This is a genomic window from Paracoccus sp. MKU1 (assembly GCF_001447385.1).
GTDB lineage: Bacteria > Pseudomonadota > Alphaproteobacteria > Rhodobacterales > Rhodobacteraceae > Paracoccus.
In genome coordinates, this window is record NZ_LLWQ01000149.1 from 21,753 (window position 1) to 40,070 (window position 18,318).

At 60.6% G+C, this 18,318-nt stretch carries 24 protein-coding genes; 3 read left to right on the top strand and 21 right to left on the bottom strand.

Features of this window, described 5'->3' with window-relative positions; genetic code table 11:
• Positions 1 to 140: 140 nt before the first annotated feature.
• Positions 141 to 701, top strand: coding sequence for an NAD(P)H-dependent oxidoreductase (locus AQY21_RS10155; RefSeq protein ID WP_058097589.1), 561 nt, complete (start codon positions 141 to 143; stop codon positions 699 to 701).
• Positions 702 to 1,022: 321 nt separating this feature from the next.
• On the opposite strand, the gene AQY21_RS10160 is transcribed toward AQY21_RS10155, so the two are convergent.
• Both AQY21_RS10160 and AQY21_RS10165 read right to left on the bottom strand, forming a co-directional pair.
• Positions 1,023 to 1,373, bottom strand: coding sequence for a hypothetical protein (locus tag AQY21_RS10160; RefSeq protein ID WP_082658068.1), 351 nt, complete (start codon positions 1,371 to 1,373; stop codon positions 1,023 to 1,025).
• Positions 1,357 to 1,626 (bottom strand): hypothetical protein, encoded by a 270-nt coding sequence (locus AQY21_RS10165; protein ID WP_238986738.1) that lies wholly within the window; start codon positions 1,624 to 1,626, stop codon positions 1,357 to 1,359. Before AQY21_RS10165 ends, AQY21_RS10160 begins: the two co-directional genes overlap by 17 nt.
• Positions 1,627 to 1,761: 135 nt before the next feature.
• On the opposite strand from AQY21_RS10165, the gene AQY21_RS10170 reads away from it, so the two are divergent.
• On the top strand, positions 1,762 to 2,235 hold the full coding sequence (locus tag AQY21_RS10170; protein ID WP_058097555.1) for an Lrp/AsnC family transcriptional regulator: 474 nt from the start codon (positions 1,762 to 1,764) through the stop codon (positions 2,233 to 2,235).
• 486 nt (positions 2,236 to 2,721) lie between these two features.
• Here the strand turns inward: AQY21_RS10170 and AQY21_RS10175 are convergent, their stop codons facing one another.
• The 14 genes from AQY21_RS10175 to AQY21_RS10235 all read right to left on the bottom strand — a co-directional run bounded on the left by AQY21_RS10175 (position 2,722) and on the right by AQY21_RS10235 (position 13,152).
• Positions 2,722 to 3,108, bottom strand: coding sequence for a hypothetical protein (locus AQY21_RS10175; protein ID WP_058097556.1), 387 nt, complete (start codon positions 3,106 to 3,108; stop codon positions 2,722 to 2,724).
• A complete protein-coding gene (locus AQY21_RS10180) occupies positions 3,108 to 3,416 on the bottom strand; it encodes a hypothetical protein (protein ID WP_058097557.1) in 309 nt (102 codons plus the stop codon). Before AQY21_RS10180 ends, AQY21_RS10175 begins: the two co-directional genes overlap by 1 nt.
• Entirely contained in the window at positions 3,416 to 3,778 is a 363-nt protein-coding gene (locus AQY21_RS10185) for a hypothetical protein (protein ID WP_058097558.1), read from the bottom strand. Before AQY21_RS10185 ends, AQY21_RS10180 begins: the two co-directional genes overlap by 1 nt.
• A 103-nt stretch (positions 3,779 to 3,881) precedes the next feature.
• Positions 3,882 to 4,403: a hypothetical protein gene (locus tag AQY21_RS10190; protein ID WP_152988184.1), complete on the bottom strand. Its 522-nt coding sequence runs from the start codon at positions 4,401 to 4,403 to the stop codon at positions 3,882 to 3,884.
• A 225-nt stretch (positions 4,404 to 4,628) separates the two neighbouring features.
• The gene (locus AQY21_RS10195) at positions 4,629 to 5,333 is read right to left on the bottom strand and encodes a tail assembly protein (RefSeq protein WP_058097560.1); all 705 of its coding nucleotides are present in this window, start codon (positions 5,331 to 5,333) and stop codon (positions 4,629 to 4,631) included.
• Positions 5,333 to 5,575: a hypothetical protein gene (locus AQY21_RS10200; RefSeq protein WP_058097561.1), complete on the bottom strand. Its 243-nt coding sequence runs from the start codon at positions 5,573 to 5,575 to the stop codon at positions 5,333 to 5,335. Before AQY21_RS10200 ends, AQY21_RS10195 begins: the two co-directional genes overlap by 1 nt.
• Positions 5,576 to 5,774: 199 nt before the next feature.
• Positions 5,775 to 6,059, bottom strand: a complete 285-nt coding sequence (locus tag AQY21_RS27770; RefSeq protein ID WP_082658069.1) for a helix-turn-helix domain-containing protein — start codon at positions 6,057 to 6,059, stop codon at positions 5,775 to 5,777.
• A 986-nt stretch (positions 6,060 to 7,045) separates the two neighbouring features.
• A complete protein-coding gene (locus tag AQY21_RS10205) occupies positions 7,046 to 9,616 on the bottom strand; it encodes a hypothetical protein (RefSeq protein ID WP_058097562.1) in 2,571 nt (856 codons plus the stop codon).
• Positions 9,617 to 9,633: 17 nt separating this feature from the next.
• Positions 9,634 to 11,265, bottom strand: a complete 1,632-nt coding sequence (locus tag AQY21_RS10210) for a terminase large subunit (protein ID WP_058097563.1) — start codon at positions 11,263 to 11,265, stop codon at positions 9,634 to 9,636.
• Positions 11,265 to 11,660, bottom strand: coding sequence for a P27 family phage terminase small subunit (locus AQY21_RS10215; RefSeq protein ID WP_058097564.1), 396 nt, complete (start codon positions 11,658 to 11,660; stop codon positions 11,265 to 11,267). The genes AQY21_RS10210 and AQY21_RS10215 overlap by 1 nt, the downstream gene beginning before the upstream one ends.
• On the bottom strand, positions 11,657 to 11,971 hold the full coding sequence (locus AQY21_RS10220; RefSeq protein WP_058097565.1) for a head-tail adaptor protein: 315 nt from the start codon (positions 11,969 to 11,971) through the stop codon (positions 11,657 to 11,659). The genes AQY21_RS10215 and AQY21_RS10220 overlap by 4 nt, the downstream gene beginning before the upstream one ends.
• Positions 11,971 to 12,378, bottom strand: a complete 408-nt coding sequence (locus AQY21_RS10225; protein WP_058097566.1) for a DUF3168 domain-containing protein — start codon at positions 12,376 to 12,378, stop codon at positions 11,971 to 11,973. The genes AQY21_RS10220 and AQY21_RS10225 overlap by 1 nt, the downstream gene beginning before the upstream one ends.
• An 8-nt stretch (positions 12,379 to 12,386) precedes the next feature.
• Entirely contained in the window at positions 12,387 to 12,842 is a 456-nt protein-coding gene (locus tag AQY21_RS10230) for an HK97-gp10 family putative phage morphogenesis protein (RefSeq protein ID WP_058097567.1), read from the bottom strand.
• Complete coding sequence (locus AQY21_RS10235; protein WP_082658070.1) at positions 12,835 to 13,152, bottom strand: head-tail connector protein; 318 nt, start codon at positions 13,150 to 13,152, stop codon at positions 12,835 to 12,837. The genes AQY21_RS10230 and AQY21_RS10235 overlap by 8 nt, the downstream gene beginning before the upstream one ends.
• A gap of 217 nt (positions 13,153 to 13,369) precedes the next feature.
• On the opposite strand from AQY21_RS10235, the gene AQY21_RS28605 reads away from it, so the two are divergent.
• Positions 13,370 to 14,230, top strand: a complete 861-nt coding sequence (locus AQY21_RS28605; protein WP_152988185.1) for a DUF6236 family protein — start codon at positions 13,370 to 13,372, stop codon at positions 14,228 to 14,230.
• On the opposite strand, the gene AQY21_RS29710 is transcribed toward AQY21_RS28605, so the two are convergent.
• The 5 genes from AQY21_RS29710 to AQY21_RS10255 all read right to left on the bottom strand — a co-directional run bounded on the left by AQY21_RS29710 (position 14,225) and on the right by AQY21_RS10255 (position 18,279).
• Complete coding sequence (locus AQY21_RS29710; RefSeq protein ID WP_238986740.1) at positions 14,225 to 14,374, bottom strand: HNH endonuclease signature motif containing protein; 150 nt, start codon at positions 14,372 to 14,374, stop codon at positions 14,225 to 14,227. The two genes, AQY21_RS28605 and AQY21_RS29710, sit on opposite strands and share 6 nt — an antisense overlap.
• Positions 14,375 to 14,561: 187 nt before the next feature.
• Entirely contained in the window at positions 14,562 to 15,176 is a 615-nt protein-coding gene (locus tag AQY21_RS10240) for a phage tail assembly chaperone (protein ID WP_152988186.1), read from the bottom strand.
• A gap of 4 nt (positions 15,177 to 15,180) precedes the next feature.
• A complete protein-coding gene (locus tag AQY21_RS10245) occupies positions 15,181 to 16,755 on the bottom strand; it encodes a phage major capsid protein (RefSeq protein WP_369807755.1) in 1,575 nt (524 codons plus the stop codon).
• Complete coding sequence (locus AQY21_RS10250; protein WP_058097570.1) at positions 16,733 to 17,053, bottom strand: gene transfer agent family protein; 321 nt, start codon at positions 17,051 to 17,053, stop codon at positions 16,733 to 16,735. Before AQY21_RS10250 ends, AQY21_RS10245 begins: the two co-directional genes overlap by 23 nt.
• A complete protein-coding gene (locus AQY21_RS10255; protein ID WP_238986739.1) occupies positions 17,050 to 18,279 on the bottom strand; it encodes a phage portal protein in 1,230 nt (409 codons plus the stop codon). The genes AQY21_RS10250 and AQY21_RS10255 overlap by 4 nt, the downstream gene beginning before the upstream one ends.
• Positions 18,280 to 18,318: the final 39 nt, after the last annotated feature.

Below are 18,318 nucleotides of genomic sequence, written 5' to 3' on the forward strand. Positions count from 1 at the left end.
GTTCCGGAGACGCTTGTTTCCCGACCGGGCGGGCGGACGGTGGTTTTCACCTTTCCGGCGGTCCGGCTTTGGAATGGCCCGTCGCGGAACCACCGCCTATGGATTCATCGGCAACCAACTCGCCTTTTCTGGGAGAACTCATGTCCGGACCCCGTTTCGCCGCTTTCGCCGGTTCCTGGAGCCGTCCTTCGAAGACCCGCACCCTTGTCGAGGAGGCTGCGAGTCGCGCCGTCGGTCGTTTCGGCGGCAGCGCCCATGTCTTCGACATTGCCGATCTCGGCCCCGATTTCGGCGCGCTGCGGCAGCCGGCGCAGGGCGGCTCCCATGCCCGCCATCTGGACGCCTTCCTGGCGGCAGATGCGCTGATCGTCGCCAGCCCGGTCTACAAGGGCAGCTATACCGGATTGTTCAAGCATTTCATTGACCTGATCGAGCCCGCCGCCCTGGCCGGCAAGCCGGTGCTGCTGGCCGCGACCGGCGGCGGCGACCGCCACGCGCTGGTCATCGAGCATCAGCTGCGTCCGGTCTTCGGCTTCTTCGAGGCTCATACGCTGGCGACGGGGCTTTATGTCTCTGCCGCGGATTTCGGGAATGAAGGGCTAACCTCCGAGGCTGCCCTGACGCGGCTGGACCGGGCCGTGGCGCAGTTCGCGGCGCATCTGTCCCGACAGCATGCCGAGCCGCTGCGCGCGGTCGGTTGACCCTCGCGCGCTGATCTGGGACGGGCATCCCAGCGACGCTGCGCCTTCTCCTCGACGCGGCGAAGCCCGGGTGGGAGCGAGGCGCGGCCGTCGGGCTGATGAGCGTAATGCAGCCCCCCGAACATGGACGGATCCTGCAAAGTGCCCGGCCTGGCTCGATCGGGCTCGCAATAGTCCAGGCCGGATGTCAACGATGGCGGTCGCGTCCGATAGCGGGTCCGTCAATCCCACGTCCCTAGCGCGGGATCATTTCGGCTCATCGGTGGTCCCCCTGGCACGGGCGACCATGAGAGCCCGCGGAACCGGAACCTCGCGCGCCCGTTACGGCCGCCGCGACAGGGCATGCCGCAGCTTTGCCCGGGCCTCGCGCAGAGGGCTGGCGAATTGTGCCGGCACCTCGGCCGGTCGCAGCTGCTCAAGCGCAAGTGCCATTTCCTGCGCCGCGGTCAGACCCAGCCAGTCAACCGGCAGCAGCAGCACGTGCAGCCGCCGGAGCCGCTGCCGGTCACCTTCCCAGATCGTGAACCAGCGCGGCCCGGCCATCCGGACGGTCCAATGCGCCTCCGGCAGGACGGCATCCCAGCCCTTCCGCTGCTCCGGCGACATTGTCCGGGCCCTGCCGGTGGTGAGATACAGCAGCCGGTCGAGCAGTCCTTCAATATGCCATGCCATGGTTGGACCCTCCAAGGGGCGCATTGACCGGCTCGACCTCGATACGCCACAGCATCCGGCTGCGTCCGCGCATGAAGCTCGCCACCGCCGACCGCGGCGACTGGGTCAGGATGCTCAGCGGAATGCCGTTCACGCTGGGCACCTCGCCCGTCCTGCGGTCGATCAGGCGCACGGAAAACAGCTGCTGCCCTTCGACCTTGGTTTCCGGCCCGTCCGTCACGATGAACTGGTTCATGCTCGTGTGATCTCCCATTCGAAAAATCCCTCGGGTGTCGTCGCCGTGGAAAGTATAATACACGATTGAACGCATCGACAATATAGTTATTCTTGCGGCAGCCGACGGCGCCAAAGCCCTGGCCGAATCCTTGGACGCGAAGAAGGCAGAGAAATGCAGGATCTGGACCTGATAGACCGCAAGATCGTGGCAGAGCTCATGCAGGATGCGACCTTGCCCATCTCGCAGATCGCCGAGAAGGTGGGGCTGTCGCAGACGCCCTGCTGGAAGCGGATACAGAAGCTGGAGGCGCAGGGTGTGCTGACCGGGCGGGTGGCACTGGCCGATCCCGTCAAGCTGGGCTTCGGCATCCTCGTCTTTGTCGAGATCGAGGCGCCGAACCATTCGCTGGAATGGCGCGAGGAATTCACCCGCGCCGTCGCGGACCTGCCCGAGATCATGGAGGTGTACCGTATGGCCGGACGGATGGATTACATGCTGCGCGTGGCGGTGCCGGACATGGTCGCCTTTGACCTGTTCTACAAGCGGCTGACGGATGCCGTGCCGATCAAGAACGTCACCTCGCATTTTTCGATGGAGCGTATCCGGTTCAGCACCGCCTATCCGGTCGATACCCGCAACCGCTGAGATGCGCTGCGGGGCGGCGCGAACAAATGTTCAGAGAGCTGCGCCGACACAGATCACCGTCCCACGATCCACCAGCTTGTCATAGGCGGCCAAGAGCAGCCATGCGATAGCCGATAATCCTTCTGAACGGCTCATGCTATCATTCTTCTGTGGGTGGGGTGATGAGCGCCAACACGGAGAATCGGGAGTGGAGCAGCAGCAAGCCCTACCATTTTCTTGCTAGACATCCGTGCACATTCGCGCTTCATTCTGCGCGACGCGAAACGGATGCGATGTGCACCGCTACCGCAAACTGCTGAGAAAATGATGGAGGGTGAATGGTGCTGCGAGAGAGGATTGAATTTTCATTTATCAGCCTAAAATCAATTACTTACATGGGTCTCCGGCACCGATTCTGGCACCGATTCTGGCACCGAATTGACGTTACGTCACGCCATGAGAAAGCCCCGGTCGCGGGTGCGCCGGGGCCTCGGTTGTCGTGGTGGATCAGGCGGCTTTTTCGTCGTTCTCGGTCACCACCGGCAGGACGTAGCGCGTAGAACCGTCATTCTCATCACATGCCAAGGTGACGACATCCTTCACCCCGCGAAAGTCAAAGCTTAGCCGTCGCAGCATACGGGCGGCATCTTCCAGAGCCTCCGCCATATCATCCATGGCCCGCTCTGACGCTTCACGTAGTTCAACTTCCTCCAGAATGGTATCTGCGAAGGCATGAGGGTCGATAACGCCAGCCTCGGGAAAGCACATCACGAACCAGTCGCGCGGGGTGATCAACTCACCATCATCATGCACCAGCGTTGACGTGGTAAGGTTGAAGCGCATAGGTGCATCAAGGAATCTCTGAAAAAGCTCCTTTTCGGTCAGGGTTGCCATTATGCGGCCTCCCCGCGCATCTCGGCTACAATGCTGGCGTCGGTCCGATAGATGCCCGGTCCGGGCTTGGGACAAATCACCACAACCGAATCCGTTTCAAAGTCGTGAAGCGCGACGATAGGGCCTCCCGGAAAATAGCTAAAAACCTCAATCCGATCAAAGCCGCGCGCAAGTTCTTCACCTTTCTCATCCAGAGAAAAGTCAATATCCGCGACCTTCCAGCTATCATCTTTCATAGGATCAAAGCTAAGACTATGCAGCATACCGTTAAACTGCTTGCGGCTCATGCGCAGGGTGACGCTTGCCATTATGCGGCCTCCTCTTCGCCTTCGTTGAAGCGGCGAATGGCTTCCGCAAGCGCAGCCTTCATGGCGTCGATTCGGGCGCGCATAGCTGACCGCTCCTTGTCCATGCCTTCCAACGGGTAAAGATTAACCTCTTGCCGAACATGACGCTCAACATCATGCACAATCATGTCAATCAAAGACTGCGGCAGCCCGCTTTTATACACAAGATCGCACATATCCAGCATGTCGCCGTATTCCTGTCGCTCCTCGGGCAGCGACTGAATATGCGCGATTGCATACACAAGCGCCTTTGCGACGATGTAACCATCGCGGCCCGTGACGCTTGCCGCCTCGGTGGTGGTCGTGATATTGCTGTTCGACATGATGAAAACTCCATTCATCGGGGTTGAAGTCTTTCGACAGGGGCGGCACCACGGCCTAGGAAACTGCGGATTGCGCCGCCCCTGTCGTTCTCATCAGGCTTGTTCAGCCCGTCACCTTCCATTGCGGGAAGGTTATGCGAACCTGCTTCTGTAGCTGGTCCAGCATCTTGTTAAGGCGCGTAGCCTCTTGCAGCGCCGCCTTCTTGGCCTCGGGGTCGCTTAGGTCGCGTTCCTCTAGCTCTTTAAGGCGCTGTTTAATCTCATCTTTCTTGTATTCGTTGATCCAACTGGCAAGGTCTTGGGCTGCGGTGATGAGACAACCGGCGATCACCTCGGCCCGGCCTAGCGAGTTCTGCGCATGTTCGTGGAAGTCCTCCCCCTCTGGTAGATCACCACGCTTATAGGCTTGGGGTCCGGCATCGTCCTTAAAAACTGGCGTCTCTATCCCGGCCAGCCCCAGCGCAATGTCGTAGTCGGACCCGAACCACCATTCTTCAAAGAACTGGTGAAACGGTGTCTGAAAGATGCCCGGCCCGGCGGCTTCCGGCATCTTGAGCTCCTGTTGCTTCTTCTCCTTCTGACGTTGCCGCCAGCGTCGTTGCGCTTCTGCATTCGCGTTACTCATGCGCGATCTCCCTTCTGCGCCATTACTATTACTTTGTAGATAGTAATGCAAGCGGCAAATGATGCGCGATCTTCACGGAAGCGTGATCCTGTTTTCGGCGCCGCGCCAGTGAGAAGCCAGCCGCGCCGTCTCGGGGTTTTCGGAGTATGCCGGGCACTAGCCGAGTGATCCCAGCGCCTTTGGTGGCCTGTTGGCAGCCACCGGGTGCGCCAGCCCTATCTCTGTTTAAGCAGGTTCGGGCGGCGTGGAGCCACCGGGCGTTGCTTCGCGGCCTGCGGAACCGCCAACAAGGTCGATGGCATGCCGGAACAAGCCCTGACTGCCGCCTGAATTATCCATCTCGGATGCGATGTTGATACCGCCCGAGATCATGGAACCGCCGACGATCACCTCGCCATAGGCGATGGGCACGATGCCGCCCTCGCGGGTGTTCGAGACCGGGCCAGTCATTGTGAAGGATTGCGAATTGTCGCCTGCCTCAATCTCGGGTGCCAACATACTGGCAACGCCGGTCAGCAACATGGACGTGCCGAGGGTGCCGGCAAGCCCGCCCCAAGTAGCGCCACCGACGGCACCAGCGGCTCCGCTCCACACGGCGACATTCAGGCCGGGCACCATGGAAAGACCAATGAGTGCGATGCCGGCGATGATCTTGCCAAGCCCGCCACGCTTGCGCCCCTGGGTGGCCGGAACGATATGAACGTCATTCCGACCGAGGTTGAAGCCAAGTTCGGTTTCGCCAAGCGCAACGCCGTTGCTGATGTTCTTGCCGAGGATCACGCGATAGAAGCCGTCGCGGATCGCGTTGGCGAAGCGGGGGAAGTTCGCCCGTAGGGCGCAGACAACATCCGTGATGCTGTCCACGTCGAACAGATGCTTGCGGCCAAACTCCTTGCCAAGCGCGCCGTGCAGGTAAACGGATCGCATCATCAGGCGGCATCCTCGAAAGCAGATTCGTCCATGTCAAAATAGCCGGGCGGGGGTTCATCGCTCTGGATGCTTTCCGGCCAGATGTTCAATTCAAACATAAGCCATTCATCCGCCTTCACCTCGGCCAGCGAAACAAGGCAAGGTTCGTTCCGCTCCAGCGGGTGCAGGAAAGATGCGGCGGCACCAGCGCGCATGCCTTCCCAAAGGCTATCCGGGATATAAACAGGATGTTCGTTTCTCATTCTCTTGGCTTTCTGGTCGAGGTGATCCCCGGCCCAAAATGTGAGCAAAGGGCCGGGGGTTGTTCCGGGCGTTTATGGTGTGGTGCCTTTGGGATTGCCCGGAACGGGTAAGAATCTGGCATGACCGATTCCGGCCTGCAAGAGTCCGAAGGCGCAATTTCGAAGAATATTGAGTCGCATATACTGACTCACTATTTGCCTAGATAGGCAGATGCCTATCTAGGCATTCATCGGCCGAATCCATTGCGGCAATGAGTATTGCGGCGATCTCATCAGCCCCATATGGGGCTGGTGTGGTGACAGGCTTTTTCGCCGATAAATCTTTGATTTTTCTATGGAAAGCGGAACGCTCCATACCCGCAAACCGGGCTGTTTTGCTGACGTTGCCGTTAAAGCGGCTTAGCTGTATCCCTAGATACTGCCGTTCAAACTCCCGTCGAGCATCCCGCAACGGCAAAGCGCCAATATCAATTCTGATTTCCATTCCCTACTTCCGCATGGTGTAAATACCGGACAATAGTCCTTGTCGTATTTATACCCTGGGTTTCGGAACCTGTCTCATGGGAAAATAGAAGCCCGCAAGCAGTGACGAGTTGCTTGCGGGCTTCCGTGTGAAGTGGTTGGATGCCTTTTCACATACCTACTTATATAGCGACAACCGGAATATGTCGCAAGTGGAATGAGGATTTTTCGCTGGATTATTTCCCGCACTCGCCGCCTGCGGCGGCTCCCTGCCGCGCTCGCTATCGCTCGCTTGCCACATCCCTGCGCGGGCTACGCCCGCTCGGGTTGTTCAGTCAGTGAATCATTTAACCGGAACACACTTAACGAGGTAACGTAGTAATCTTTGATGCTCCCCTTTCCGGAGATGATTATTCCCCCTGATGGATAAAGACCATTAACAACCAGAGGATAAACCTCTGGTGATCTCTATCCATCAGGGGGAATGCAATCGAAGTTCTTTCCGTCGAAGTGTTGAACCGAACCTGCTTGTCAAGGCGACCGGGCGGCATCCGTTGTCCCGGCGATATTCGGCGCATTCAGCCTTTCGGCTATGCGGTTGCAGCCCTCGGGCTGCGCGACGTGGGCGGCTCAACTACAACCAAACCCACATCTAGCGGTTGTCACACACGGGGACAGAGCCGCTATCTTTTCGGTGCTATCTGGCGATGCCGGGAAGCAACCTCCCTTGTGCGTCCGGCATTCTCTGCCGGGGTGCGATCAAGGGCGATCTAACCTGCGGATTCCTAGCTAATCCGTCTCCGCGCACCGTCTCGTTTTCGGCTTTCTGCGGGTTCTGTGCCAAGGCTAGGGGCGAACAAGGTTAGGCATGACTGGCCTATCCGAGTGTCAGAGCCTCGCGGGGTAGGGTCTGCGACAAGACGCTCGCCTAGCACTCGTTCACGAGATGACTTGTCAGCGAAGATAGCAGATTGTTGCGCGGTTGCAATGGGGTGAAGCGAAGATGCATCACCGTCGCAACATTCCGCCGGGGCGCATGCTCCTGACCAGTTCATCTTGGATCAGGCCACGCATGGCGCGTTCGGTCTGTTCCGACACCTGCCGAGCCAGATCGGCATTGGCCTCTGGGGTGCCGCCGGTCGCATTGACGTTCACCACCGGCGCAAGGCTGATGTTCTGCACCACCGCAGAGCCGCGCAGAGACTCACCAGCGGCCCGGTTAAGTTTCCGGCTGCCACCCACCAGCCCGCCGCGACTATAGCCCGCAGCGCCCGATTTAGCGGCCTGGTGCATGGCATCCAGATTGCTGGCACCGATGCGCTTCACGCTTTCGGCGCTGAAAACAAACTCGCCGCGATGGACCACGCCCGCCGGTTCATGCTTCCCGCCAGCGCCAGTGAAACCGCCCTCGCTGAAACCAGCACCACCAAGCGCGCCACCAATGGCACCGATGATCCCCGATCCGGGCGCACCGGACTGCCCGAACGAAAGCAGCAGCTTCAAAACCCGACTTTGCAGCAGTTCGGCGGCAAGGTTGCGCAGGGCGTTCCCGAACGCCTCGCTTCCCTTCATGCCGGCGCTGAAAAGATCAGCCAGGGCGTTTGCGCCCTTCTCGGTCTTGCTGTCAGCGTCCTGCACCTGTTGCGCGGCTTGCTCGGCCTTCTGGCCCGCGTTGACATAGCCGCGCGCAAGCTGGTCAATCTGCGCCTCTAGCTCGGGCGTGATCTGCTTGCCTGCCTCTTGGGCGGCAACCAGCAGGCGGGCCTTTGCGGCTGCGTATTCCGTGGCATCGCCAAGGCGTTCGTTGGAAACCGCCAGCGTTGCCAGCACCGATGCCTCGGTTTGCAGGGCAAGGGTGCGATCCTTGATCGCCTGCGCCTCGCGGGCAAATTCGTCCAGCTTCTCGACACCACCAGCACCGCCGCCAGACTTGCCGCCACCCGAGGAACGCCCGGCCCGATCGGCAGCAGCACGGGCGGCATCGGCATCTAGGACGGCTTGGGCGGCTTCCGCGATCTGCGCATCGGTCAGGGTCGCGCCTGCCTCGGCGGCACGTTTCCGCACGGCCTCTTTCTCGCGTTCCAGCTTCACGCCCTCGCTGGTCAGGGCGTTGCGGGCGGCTTCCGAGGCGTTGAAACGCTCGTTCGCCTCGCGCATGGCGTTCAGGCTGTCCATGCTGGACTGTTGCGCTGCATGTTGCTGGCGCATGGCCTCAAGGCGTTTCGTGCCGGGGTCGATCTGCGCAGCCCTCGCCAGTTCACCCACCAGCGCCGATGCCTGCGCCGTGACGCTGGCAATAACGCCGCCAAGGCGTCCAAGCTGCGACGTTACATTGCTGAACCGCGCCCGGTCCACGTCCGCCAAGCTGGCGAAAGCCGCATCGGCTTCCTTCTGGATTTCGCCCAGCTTGGCGGCGAAGTCCTCGCCGGTAATCTCGCCCTCGCGAAACTGCCGGGCAAGTTCCATCATCTCTGCCGAGGCGTTGCGCAACTGGTCGGCGGCGGCATCATAGCCCCAGCTATCCAATTGCCCGATGGCCCCGCGCATGGCGTTGCCTGCCGTGGCGGCTTCCTCGGCCAAGCGCTGATACGCCCCGTCAAGCTGGCGCAGGCTATCGGCTTGCACGTCCACCGCGTCCCGGTTCTTGGCAAGCTCGTCATAAAGCTCATTGCCGAGGATGGCCCGGCCCTCGGCCTCGTTGTTAAAGATGCCGTCCAGCCGGTCGCGGAAGTCGGTCAGTTCCACCGCAGCATCGGCAATGGCGATCACCGCGCGCTTGCCGAAAGATTCGACGCGCGCGGTCAGTTCCCCGAATCTGCGGTCGATCTCGGCGGCCTTGTCGATCATTTCCGAATCCAGCACCGCACCCACGTCATGGGCGCGCTGAATGGTTTCGTTCAATGCGGCCTCGCCTTGACCGATCAGGATGCCAAGCTGTTCGCCACCGGCACCGCCAAAGATTTCTTCCAGCAGGAAGGACCGCCCGGCTTGGTCGAAGTTTTTCAGCTTGCCGAGGATCTCGGTCATAAGGGCCGAGGGGTCTTTCAGCTTGGCTTCCAGTTCCTCGGCAGAATAGCCCAGCTTCTTGAACGCCTCGGCACCCGCACCCGTGCCATTAAGGAAAAACTCGCCCGCCCGCAGGTGCATTTCCTTGAAACCATCGGTCAGGGCGTCCACGCTGATCCGGTTCTGGTCGGCCAGGTATTTCCATTCCTGAAAGACGGTCGTGGAAACGCCCGCGCGGCTGGCCTCGTTTTTCAGGTTCGCGGTTTCCTTGGTGATCCGCGAAACGCTGGTGGCAATTTGATCCAGCCCGCCCAGAGCGATACCACCGGCCACGCCACCAAGGAAAGCGCCGCCGATGCCTTTCAGCGATGCCGGAATGCCGTTGAAGGCTTTGCCGATCCTGCCGCCGATGCCCTCATATTCCGAGGCGATCTTTCTGGCGTTCTGCCGGGCGATTTGCTCCATGCGCTGCGATGCGCGCTGTTGCTGGACAATGGCCCGGTTAAAGTCCTTCTCCCATTTGGCGACATTCGCCTCTAGCTTGACCAGCAGGCCGGTTTCATCAAGTGCCATGGTTCAATCCTTACTCGTTATGCGACCAGCAGGCCGAGAATATCGTCGCGGCTGTAAAGCCCGCCTTGTTCTTGGGCAGCGGTCGCGCGCTGGATCGCCATCGCAGAGGCTACAGCAGCGTCAATGCGGCCATTGCTGCGTTGCTTGTGCATCTTGACAATACCACTTTGCGGCGCGACTGACACAGCCACGTTATCAAAGTGACTACGTAATACCGGGTCGCCGTTGTGTCTTATCAACTCACCATTGATCGCTTTAACCAAGGCACCGATTGCCGGTGACATGAGAATATCTCTCTGGATAAAGCTAAAATACGGAAAGCCGTCATCAAATAGATTTTGGGCGATCCTATCCGCGTGTTTTGGGTCCGCCGCGATTTCCTGCACGTCATAGGTTGCGCAAAGCTCGCGGATATAGTCCTCCACCTGCTTCTCGTCCACGATACCGCGCGGACAAACCTCGATCAGGCCAGCATCTGCCCATTCCTGATAAGGCGCGCGGTCCTTCTCGCCCTTGGCCTTCAGATCGGCGGCAGGCACAAAGCAGCGGTTGCGCAAGGTGATCTGCCCATCATCATGCCGGAAGGCGATGGAAACGGATGACAGGTCGCCGGTCTGCGACATATCCACGCCGATATAGGCCGGAAGCTGTTCAAGGTCGGCCTCGTCGTCGTCCAGCTTGCGCTGGTCGTATACCGCCAGATCAAAGAGCGGATCGCGGCTGTTCCCCTGCCATTTGTTCAGGTGGTATTGCTGGAACGCATAACCGGCAGCGGGCAGGTTCTGCGCCCGCCGCGCCTTGTTGCGCAGGTCTTTCAGGTCTTGGAAGCCATCGGCAAGGCCGGGGTTGCAGCGATGCCAGACCTTTTCATCGGTCCAGTCGTCTCCTTCCTGCATCTCGAACATGATCGGCAGCAAGGACGGGTCCGAGATTTCCCCGGTCGCCACCGCGCGCGCATAGGCATACTGATCGGCGGCAAAGCCGGTGGCACCGCGCCCGGCGGTGGTCGCCGTGACCATCAGGCCATTGCGGCCTTTCGAGATACCGGATTCCAGCACCTCCCACATTTCCGCGCCCGCAGCTTCCTGCCAAGCGTGGATCTCATCCGCCAGGACGAAACTTGGCGTTGTGCCGTTCTGGCGCGAACCATCCGAGGAAACCACTTCCAGCTTGGACTCATAGCCCCGGATCAGGCTTTCAATCTCACGCGCAGCATTGCGCTGGTTGATAACCTTGGTCGCGCGCACCAGCCGCCGATCAAGACTGACCATCTCGCGCGCTTCCTTGAAGGCGATGGACGCCTGCCGCTTGTCACCGGCAGCAAAGACGATTTCCCCGCCCGGCACCTTTTCGGGGCCGACCAAGTGCAACAACGCCAGAGCCGCCGATAGCGTGGTCTTGCGGTTGCCGCGCGGAATGTAGAAGAAAACCCGCGTGACGATGCGGTCGCCATCGGCATCGCGCGGCCCATAGATCGCCCGGATAATGCGCTCCTGCCACGGGTAGAGGGTGAAGGCGCGGCCCGGTGCGGTGCTTTTGATATGGCGCAACGCCCGCAGGAATTGAACGGCCCGCTCACCATGCCCGAGAGGGTCGGGAATCGGGCTGTTATCATAGACCCATGCGGGGAAGCTGGATTTCTTCGCCATCAGATCGCCAAGGGGTTCGGGCTGGTGTCGTCGTCGGCATCAGCGCCAGCACCCATCCGGGCGCGGCTGGTCGGGGTCAGGCCATATTCGGCGGCAAACTGGCGGGCGGTCTGCATGTAGCGGATTTGCAGGCCACCCATCCGCAGATCGGGCAGGCCACCGGCCAGCGTCATCGCCTCACCGATCTGCCGGGCGGCACCAGCGGCGACGCAATAGGCTTCCACGCCGGTAAGGTCGGCCTTGGTGATCACGCCACGCGCGACCAGCAGCGGCAGGACGCGCCGCCATTCGGCCTTGGCATGGGCAGACAGATAGGCCGGTGCAGGCGGGGCTTTGGTCAGGGCCTCGGCATCACGGCCAAGGGCAGGTTTCACGCCGCGCAGGTGCTTGCTCATGCCGCGATCACCCGGATTTCCAAGCCCTTCCTGCGCCCGATCTCGGCCAGCCCGACGATATTGTAAGCCTTGCCGTCCATCACCAGCCGGTCGGCGGTGGTGATCTGCACCAGCGGATAGCGGATCAGGAACACCGCCTTGCGATTGTCCATCTCGCCGGTGCCGGTCAGAAACTCGGTGGTGCTGGCCTCTTTCAGTTCGGCCCGCGTGGTCAGGATCGGCAGCCAGCTTTCCCGCCCGATGCCATAATCATCCACCAGCACATGCGCGCGCTCGATCTGAATGCGGTGCTGTAGTTTCCCGGCGCGCATTAGCCGGCCCTCCAATACAGGACCGCCCGCAGGCCGATCACCGCATGGGCGAAGGAATATGCCGGATCAGGATCGGGCACCCATGCCATGGCCGGGCGTTCCCATTGCTCTATCGTGCAGCCCTCGGCGCGGGGTGCGTCCATCAGCGCCAGCATGGCCGCGCTGGTGATCTGGTGCGCAATGTCCGACCGCCCGGCATCAGTCCAGACGTGCAGCTTCATGGACACCTCGGACACGACATAGCCGCCCGATGCCCAGCCGAGAATATCCACCTGCGCAGGGGCCATGATGATAACCGGCGCGTCCTCGGGCCGGGCGATCCCGGCCCGGATGCGCTCGGGCGTGACGTGCTCGGCCACGCCGGGCGTTGCGACCAGCGCCAGCTTGACCGCGCGTTGCAGTTCCATGTCGGGCGTCATTGGCTGGCCTCGCGGAAGGCTTTGCGCATGGCGCGGTTAATGCGCTGTTCGAGGCGGCGGCGGTTCAGCCGCCATGCCGGATTGAAGAACGGCGCAGCAGGCATGGTGCCAGTGGTGGTGCCGTCCTTGTGCATCCGGGGCGCGGTGCCGCCCTCGACAAGATGCGCATGGCGGGCATCGGTATCGCCCGCCGTCACCAGCACCTCGAACGGGCCTGCCGTGCGCTGCCCGCCATCGGTGGAATGGGGCGGGGTGGCCTCGCCGGGGCCGGTGACATGAATGCTCTCGATCAGGTCGCCCGTGCGCCGGCTGGATTCAGCAAGGGCGCGCGCATCATCCGCGACGACATGGCCGGCCTTCACCAGTTCGGCGCGCAGTTCGGCGGCAACGTGATCCTTGATCGCCGCCAGCTTCCGCGCCAGTTCCTCGGAACCCGTCACCAGCTTAGCCATTGGTGCTGGCCTCCACCTCGGGCACATAGCCGACAACCTGCCGCTTGATACCGGACAGCAGATCGGTGACGCCGAAAGGAAGCTGATACGCAGAGGCAAAGGTGACGGCCTCGCGGGCCTCATACTGATGCGCGATCAGCATCAAGGCGGCTTGCAGCATCAGCGGATTGTCGGCGTCGAAAGGCAGGCCGGTATAGGATGCAACCCACGCCTCGGCCACGTTGCCGTAGTGGGTCAAGATCGCATCATCGGCGGTTTCATCCGGCAGGAAGTTCAGGTGCGCCCTCACAAGGGCGGAAGGCAGGGGCATTGGACACTCGCAACTCTCATAACTAGAGGTTACGTTATCACATCACAATCATAACGAAAAGTTATATTCGGCCTGTCTTGCGCGTGCCTCCCCCCGCCGGTTCCCAGGATAGGACGAAAGTTCTGAGCTACCCCCGGCAGTGTTCGTCTCTTGACAACATTTGCCGCCATAAACATCCTTCAGTAAAGCAAGTAGGCACCCCCCTTTGGAGGATGAAATGGCAATTCAGCGTGGCTTAATGATTTCTCCCGTAAGTTTCTACAGAACGCCAGACAGCTTTGGTTTGACAACCCCTAGTGAATATTGGTTTATGGAAGCCCTTCCTTGCACGCTTCTTTATTGGGATAAGCTCTATACACCTTTGTCGTTGCAGGGTCATGCTCCAGACTACGATTCAGTGGTAAATAGTCTTGTCGTATTGGGCGCTGCTGAAACGAAAAATCTTTATGTGGATGAAAACCAATGCCAAGACTATATTGTAAGTGTATACAATTCCTATCGAAATTCATTAGGCGCCCTACGCTCGCGGCAAGGAGAAATTTGGTCGGTAATGCACCTTGACCCGGAATGGGGTGATGATCTTGCTGAATACGCAAAACGCTTCCTGCCGCCATCTCGAAATCATGCAGTCTCACTTGAAGTTGAACTTAAGAATTCACTACCTGTCCCAAGCAGGGATGTCCCCTATGAAGAGATATTGGAGTTCAAACATCAGCGCCGCGACAACCTAGCAAGGTTGCACTCGGAAATAAGTGGCATTTCTGCAAGGTATGCCAATAATTATGATAACCATACAGCCGTCGCGCTGGCATTTTCTGATCTGAATGGTGCCATTGATGAGATGCGCCGCGTTTTTGACGAGAAGTGGACTTCACGAACGTTCAAAAGGTTAACTTCCGCCTTTGTGCTAGATGGCATCGTTCCTGCGGGACTCCTAGTGGCGCTGGACACCCCTGTTGACAAAGCATTTCTTGCTGGACTAGGCGCCACGATAATTAAATCAGTGATTCCCGAATCAGACGCCTCAAAAAATGGCAGAAATCCTTATGCCTACGCGTTAGAGGCTGAAAAACTATAACTTGCAGGGAATTTCCTGCCTCTGCTTCACTCGGCTGTGGCAGGACGTGCATAGCGCCTGCCAGTTGTTCCAGTTCCAGAACAGCGCCTGATCGCCCCTGTGGGGCTTGATGTGGTCCACAAGGGTCGCATCGGCACCGCACATGGCGCAGCAGGGATGAAGGCGCAGGAACTCGGCCCGTGCCTTCTCCCATTCCCTTGTATAACCGCGCTGACGGCTGTTCGGGCGGGTGCGGTCGTATCGGCGCTTGCGTTCAAGCTGACGGGCTTGCTGGCAGGCGCAGAGAACGCCATGGGGCACGATAGCACCGCAACTACACAACCTTGGCGGCTTAGGCACCGTGGCGGGCTTTCAGGGCGCGCAGCCCGCGGCGGTCAAAATCAGGATCAAGGCCGGCCTCTATGTTAGCTTGGCGCTGGTCTTGGCTCATCTGGTGCTTGGGCTGGTGGTCGGTATTGCTAGCAGTTTCCATGGCTTCCAGCCGTTCGAGACGGGCGTGTAGGATCGCCTCAATCTCTGCCGGTGAAGCCTGCCAGACCTCTGACGGGGACCATTCGAGAATCGTAGTCCCGAACTTGAAAAGCTCGGTCAGATACTCGCGCAGGGGGATCGGCTTGGCGGTGGTGCTGGTGGCGGGTGCTTCCTCGGGTTCGGGCAGCAGGTTCCGCAGCAGATCAAGGCAAGCCGCTTGCGCATGACCGAGGAAGGGCGCAAGCGGCTCTTGGGCCGCAGCCGTCAACAGGAAACCGGCTGCGGCCCGATCCGTGGCGGTGGCGAGCAACACCGCACGGATTCCGGTATAGGTCTGGCGCATGACGGAATCCCATGCGCCGGGAATGCCGCCCGGAAGGTTGTCCAGGGCGACAGCAGCCCGCAGGGACGCCCGCAGCGTCACGGCATGGTTGCCGTGGCGCAGGGTTGTTTCATATGCGGGCTGCAAGGCCACGGGGTTATGCCGCCACGCGCAGCTTCACAAAGCGGTCGGCATGGGTCAGGTCAGCACCCACGCGCTTGCGGGCGATAAACCGGACCTGGCCTTTCGTGCCCAGCGTGTAGGGATCGCGCAGAATCGACAGGTCCACCCGGTCAAAGATGCGATAACCAGACATATCGCCGAACATGATAGGTGCGGTGCCAGCCGCCACGTTGTCCATGTCGGGCATTTCCACAATGGGATTGCCCAGCAGGCGCAAAACGCCGCCATCTTTCGGATCGGTGACAAGATACTGTCCCTGCGCATCCTTGAACTTGCGGATGGTCGCCAGCGTGTTGCGGTTCATCAGCCAGACCGCGCTGCGGGCGTGGAAGGACGGAATGGCGTGCTGCATGGTAATCAGCACATCCATAGGATTGCTGGCCGGGAAGTTCGCGGCCACGCCGGTCTTGACCTCGGCAATGCCGGTGGCGGTCATCAGGCCGCGCGGCTGGCCGGTGCCGGTGCCTTTGACAAAGGCCAGCCCTTCCACCTTGGCGAAGCCCTCGGCCAGTTCGCGATTCATCACGGATTCCAGATCATAGGCATTATCTTCCAGCACCTTGTTGCTGGCGACATAGAAGCTGGAAAGCTCATGGTTCGCGATCTTGACCTGACCAAAGGTCGGTTCGCTGGCGGTCATGTCGTCGCCTTCCTCGGTCCAGAACGCATTCACGCCCGACAGCAGGGTCGGGAAAGTGATTTCCGAGCCGGTGACGGTCTGGACGCTGGCATATTGGCGCAGCGGCGACATTTCGGTCAGCAGCTTCAGGATTTCCGAACCGAACTCGGGCGGGACCAAATAGCCGCCATTGGCGTTATTGGCGACGGCCAGCGCCTTCACCTCGGTTGCTTCCATGCGGGCCTCGCCGCCGCGCAGGTAGCTGGCGAACGCCTTTTTCTCGGCAGTCTCGCCCTGGACGATGGCCGGCGCACCGGGGCGGTTCGCCTTGGCTTCCAGCTTGTCGAGGCGCGACAGCACCGCGTTCAGCGCCTTGGTGTCGATCTGGGCGGCATCGTTGGCCGGGGTTTGCGCTTTGACCTCTTGGGCCTGTTCTTCGTTTTCCATAACAATTTCCTCATTAACGGGATGCGGGGTGCCACCTTTGACAGACTGAATGCGCGCGTCCGGGTGGCACGGGACCGCGACAACTGAAATTTCGTGCAGGGCCAGAGCCTTGATGGTGCGGCCCTTGGCGTGACGGGTGGCGTTTTTGGTAACGAAACCGATGGACAGGCCAGAGACAGCGCCGGCCCGGATCATGGCGCGGACCTCGCGGGCGCGTTCCACGTCATCGACCAGCAAGCGGCCCTTGACGTTCAAGCCCTCGGGGGTCTCGGTGATGGAATCCCAAACGCCGATAACCTGCCCTTGGTCATGGGCGAACAGCATGGGCAGGGCCTCGGGCTGGTCGAATGCGCCTTTCTCGATCACATCGCCAACGCGATCCGGGGTGCCAAACGGCCACGCGATCCCGGTAATCTCGCCGGCCTCGGTGGCGGTAAGCTGGGCCTTTACCTCGATCCGATCAGCCATCGGCTTGCACCTCATCAGCACCCAGCCAGCGGGCGGCTAGGATCGCGGTGGCGAGCGGCAGCACCTCGGCAACCGGGCGATTGCGGGCATAGGTGCTGACCAGCCGGTCGGCTTCCTCGGGGCGGGTGCCGCCGCCGATCAGGCCAAGGCGGATCACCTCGGCCAGATCGGCCAGCTTGAACGCTTGGCCCAAGAGACGCTGATACAGGACGCCAATGCCGGTTTCGGTCTTGGCTTCCAGTTCCGTCACCATGTCGTCGGACAGGGTGAAAGGGCGTTCCTTGTCGCCAAAGAAAGCGGTTGCGGTGATCATGCGTTGAAATTTTCCTCTTTGGGTGCGGGCGTGGTCGTTCCGCCCGAGGTGGTGAAGGGGTTTGCCAGTTCGTCGCCGCCTTCCATCGGCGGCAGGTTCAGGCCGGCTCGGACCTCGTTCGGGGTCATGGCGCGCATGGCGACGTATTGCGAATACGCGGTGGCCTGCGCCGCGAAGTCCACCGCCAGCAGGTCTTTGGTCTCGGCCTCGATATACATAGCCTTGCGATCCTCGGGGGACAGCAGGACGCGGGCATAGGCGGAAGCCCAGCGTTTCAGCCACGGGCGAAGGGTTAGGGTTAGGAATTGCTGGCCCATCTGTTCCGTATTGGACCAAGTTCCGCGCGACAGTTCAAAAAGCATGGTCGGCGGGATGCGGAAGGCACGGGCAATCTCGCGGATTTGCTCAATCCGGTTCGTGTAGAACTCGGCATCCGTGTTGCTGGTGGCAAGCGGGTAGTATTGAAAACCCCGATCCAGAATCGCGGTGCGGCCAGCGTTTTCACCGGTATTAACTTCGTTCCACCGCTTGATCATGTTTTCAAGTTCAGCGGTGGCATTGTTACCGCTTAGCTTTTCGGTGGTCGCCAGATAACCGCTCGGACGCCCGGAACGGCTATACCAGTTCGCAAGGTGCTGTTCCGCTGCCAACGCAAGGCCAATGGCTTCCTTGGCATGGGTGATCGGGCTAACGCCATCCAAGGTGCTGATATGCAGCACCTCGGTATAGGGCAGCACGGTATCGCCGCCGCCTTTCAGGCGGATGCGGTAAGAGGGCTCGCCGTAATTGTCGGTTTCGACCGATACCGCGCCGGGGTCGATCCGGTGCAGTTCGAGGGGCTGACCCATGCCGTTGCGCACCACCTGCGCAAAACCTGCACCAGACAGCAGCGCATCGCGGGTCAGGTGTTCGCGCAGTTCCTCGGCGCTGGTCCAAGGGTTCGCCTCGCCGTGGATCAGTTCATAGGCGGCATGATCCTTCTGCGCCTCGCGGGTGTCGCGGTCATGCAGCTTGAACGGCAGATTTCCGCAGGCTTCCGCAATAAGCCCGACGGCAGCAGCAACGGCAGGAACGCGCAGGGCGGTTGCGCTGGTGACGGTAACGCCAGACCGGACAGGCATATCCGCAAACAGGCCGCGCGCCTCGGGGCTGGTCAGGGTGAAGGCTTTTTGTTCGGTGACGCCTTGCCCGAACAACCGGGCAAGGCGCTTGGTAATACTCGGCAACGTGACACTCGCAAACTTGATACGTTATAACGTATCATA

Excerpts from the sequence above, each read along its gene's own strand:
- AQY21_RS10155 (WP_058097589.1), top strand. The coding sequence starts at position 141 with ATGTCCGGACCCCGTTTCGCCGCTTTCGCCGGTTCCTGGAGCCGTCCT.
- AQY21_RS10160 (WP_082658068.1), bottom strand. The coding sequence starts at position 1,373 with ATGGCATGGCATATTGAAGGACTGCTCGACCGGCTGCTGTATCTCACC.
- AQY21_RS10165 (WP_238986738.1), bottom strand. The coding sequence starts at position 1,626 with ATGGGAGATCACACGAGCATGAACCAGTTCATCGTGACGGACGGGCCG.
- AQY21_RS10170 (WP_058097555.1), top strand. The coding sequence starts at position 1,762 with ATGCAGGATCTGGACCTGATAGACCGCAAGATCGTGGCAGAGCTCATG.
- AQY21_RS10175 (WP_058097556.1), bottom strand. The coding sequence starts at position 3,108 with ATGGCAACCCTGACCGAAAAGGAGCTTTTTCAGAGATTCCTTGATGCA.
- AQY21_RS10180 (WP_058097557.1), bottom strand. The coding sequence starts at position 3,416 with ATGGCAAGCGTCACCCTGCGCATGAGCCGCAAGCAGTTTAACGGTATG.
- AQY21_RS10185 (WP_058097558.1), bottom strand. The coding sequence starts at position 3,778 with ATGTCGAACAGCAATATCACGACCACCACCGAGGCGGCAAGCGTCACG.
- AQY21_RS10190 (WP_152988184.1), bottom strand. The coding sequence starts at position 4,403 with ATGAGTAACGCGAATGCAGAAGCGCAACGACGCTGGCGGCAACGTCAG.
- AQY21_RS10195 (WP_058097560.1), bottom strand. The coding sequence starts at position 5,333 with ATGATGCGATCCGTTTACCTGCACGGCGCGCTTGGCAAGGAGTTTGGC.
- AQY21_RS10200 (WP_058097561.1), bottom strand. The coding sequence starts at position 5,575 with ATGAGAAACGAACATCCTGTTTATATCCCGGATAGCCTTTGGGAAGGC.
- AQY21_RS27770 (WP_082658069.1), bottom strand. The coding sequence starts at position 6,059 with ATGGAAATCAGAATTGATATTGGCGCTTTGCCGTTGCGGGATGCTCGA.
- AQY21_RS10205 (WP_058097562.1), bottom strand. The coding sequence starts at position 9,616 with ATGGCACTTGATGAAACCGGCCTGCTGGTCAAGCTAGAGGCGAATGTC.
- AQY21_RS10210 (WP_058097563.1), bottom strand. The coding sequence starts at position 11,265 with ATGGCGAAGAAATCCAGCTTCCCCGCATGGGTCTATGATAACAGCCCG.
- AQY21_RS10215 (WP_058097564.1), bottom strand. The coding sequence starts at position 11,660 with ATGAGCAAGCACCTGCGCGGCGTGAAACCTGCCCTTGGCCGTGATGCC.
- AQY21_RS10220 (WP_058097565.1), bottom strand. The coding sequence starts at position 11,971 with ATGCGCGCCGGGAAACTACAGCACCGCATTCAGATCGAGCGCGCGCAT.
- AQY21_RS10225 (WP_058097566.1), bottom strand. The coding sequence starts at position 12,378 with ATGGAACTGCAACGCGCGGTCAAGCTGGCGCTGGTCGCAACGCCCGGC.
- AQY21_RS10230 (WP_058097567.1), bottom strand. The coding sequence starts at position 12,842 with ATGGCTAAGCTGGTGACGGGTTCCGAGGAACTGGCGCGGAAGCTGGCG.
- AQY21_RS10235 (WP_082658070.1), bottom strand. The coding sequence starts at position 13,152 with ATGCCCCTGCCTTCCGCCCTTGTGAGGGCGCACCTGAACTTCCTGCCG.
- AQY21_RS28605 (WP_152988185.1), top strand. The coding sequence starts at position 13,370 with ATGGCAATTCAGCGTGGCTTAATGATTTCTCCCGTAAGTTTCTACAGA.
- AQY21_RS29710 (WP_238986740.1), bottom strand. The coding sequence starts at position 14,374 with ATGTGCGGTGCCGATGCGACCCTTGTGGACCACATCAAGCCCCACAGG.
- AQY21_RS10245 (WP_369807755.1), bottom strand. The coding sequence starts at position 16,755 with ATGAGGTGCAAGCCGATGGCTGATCGGATCGAGGTAAAGGCCCAGCTT.
- AQY21_RS10250 (WP_058097570.1), bottom strand. The coding sequence starts at position 17,053 with ATGATCACCGCAACCGCTTTCTTTGGCGACAAGGAACGCCCTTTCACC.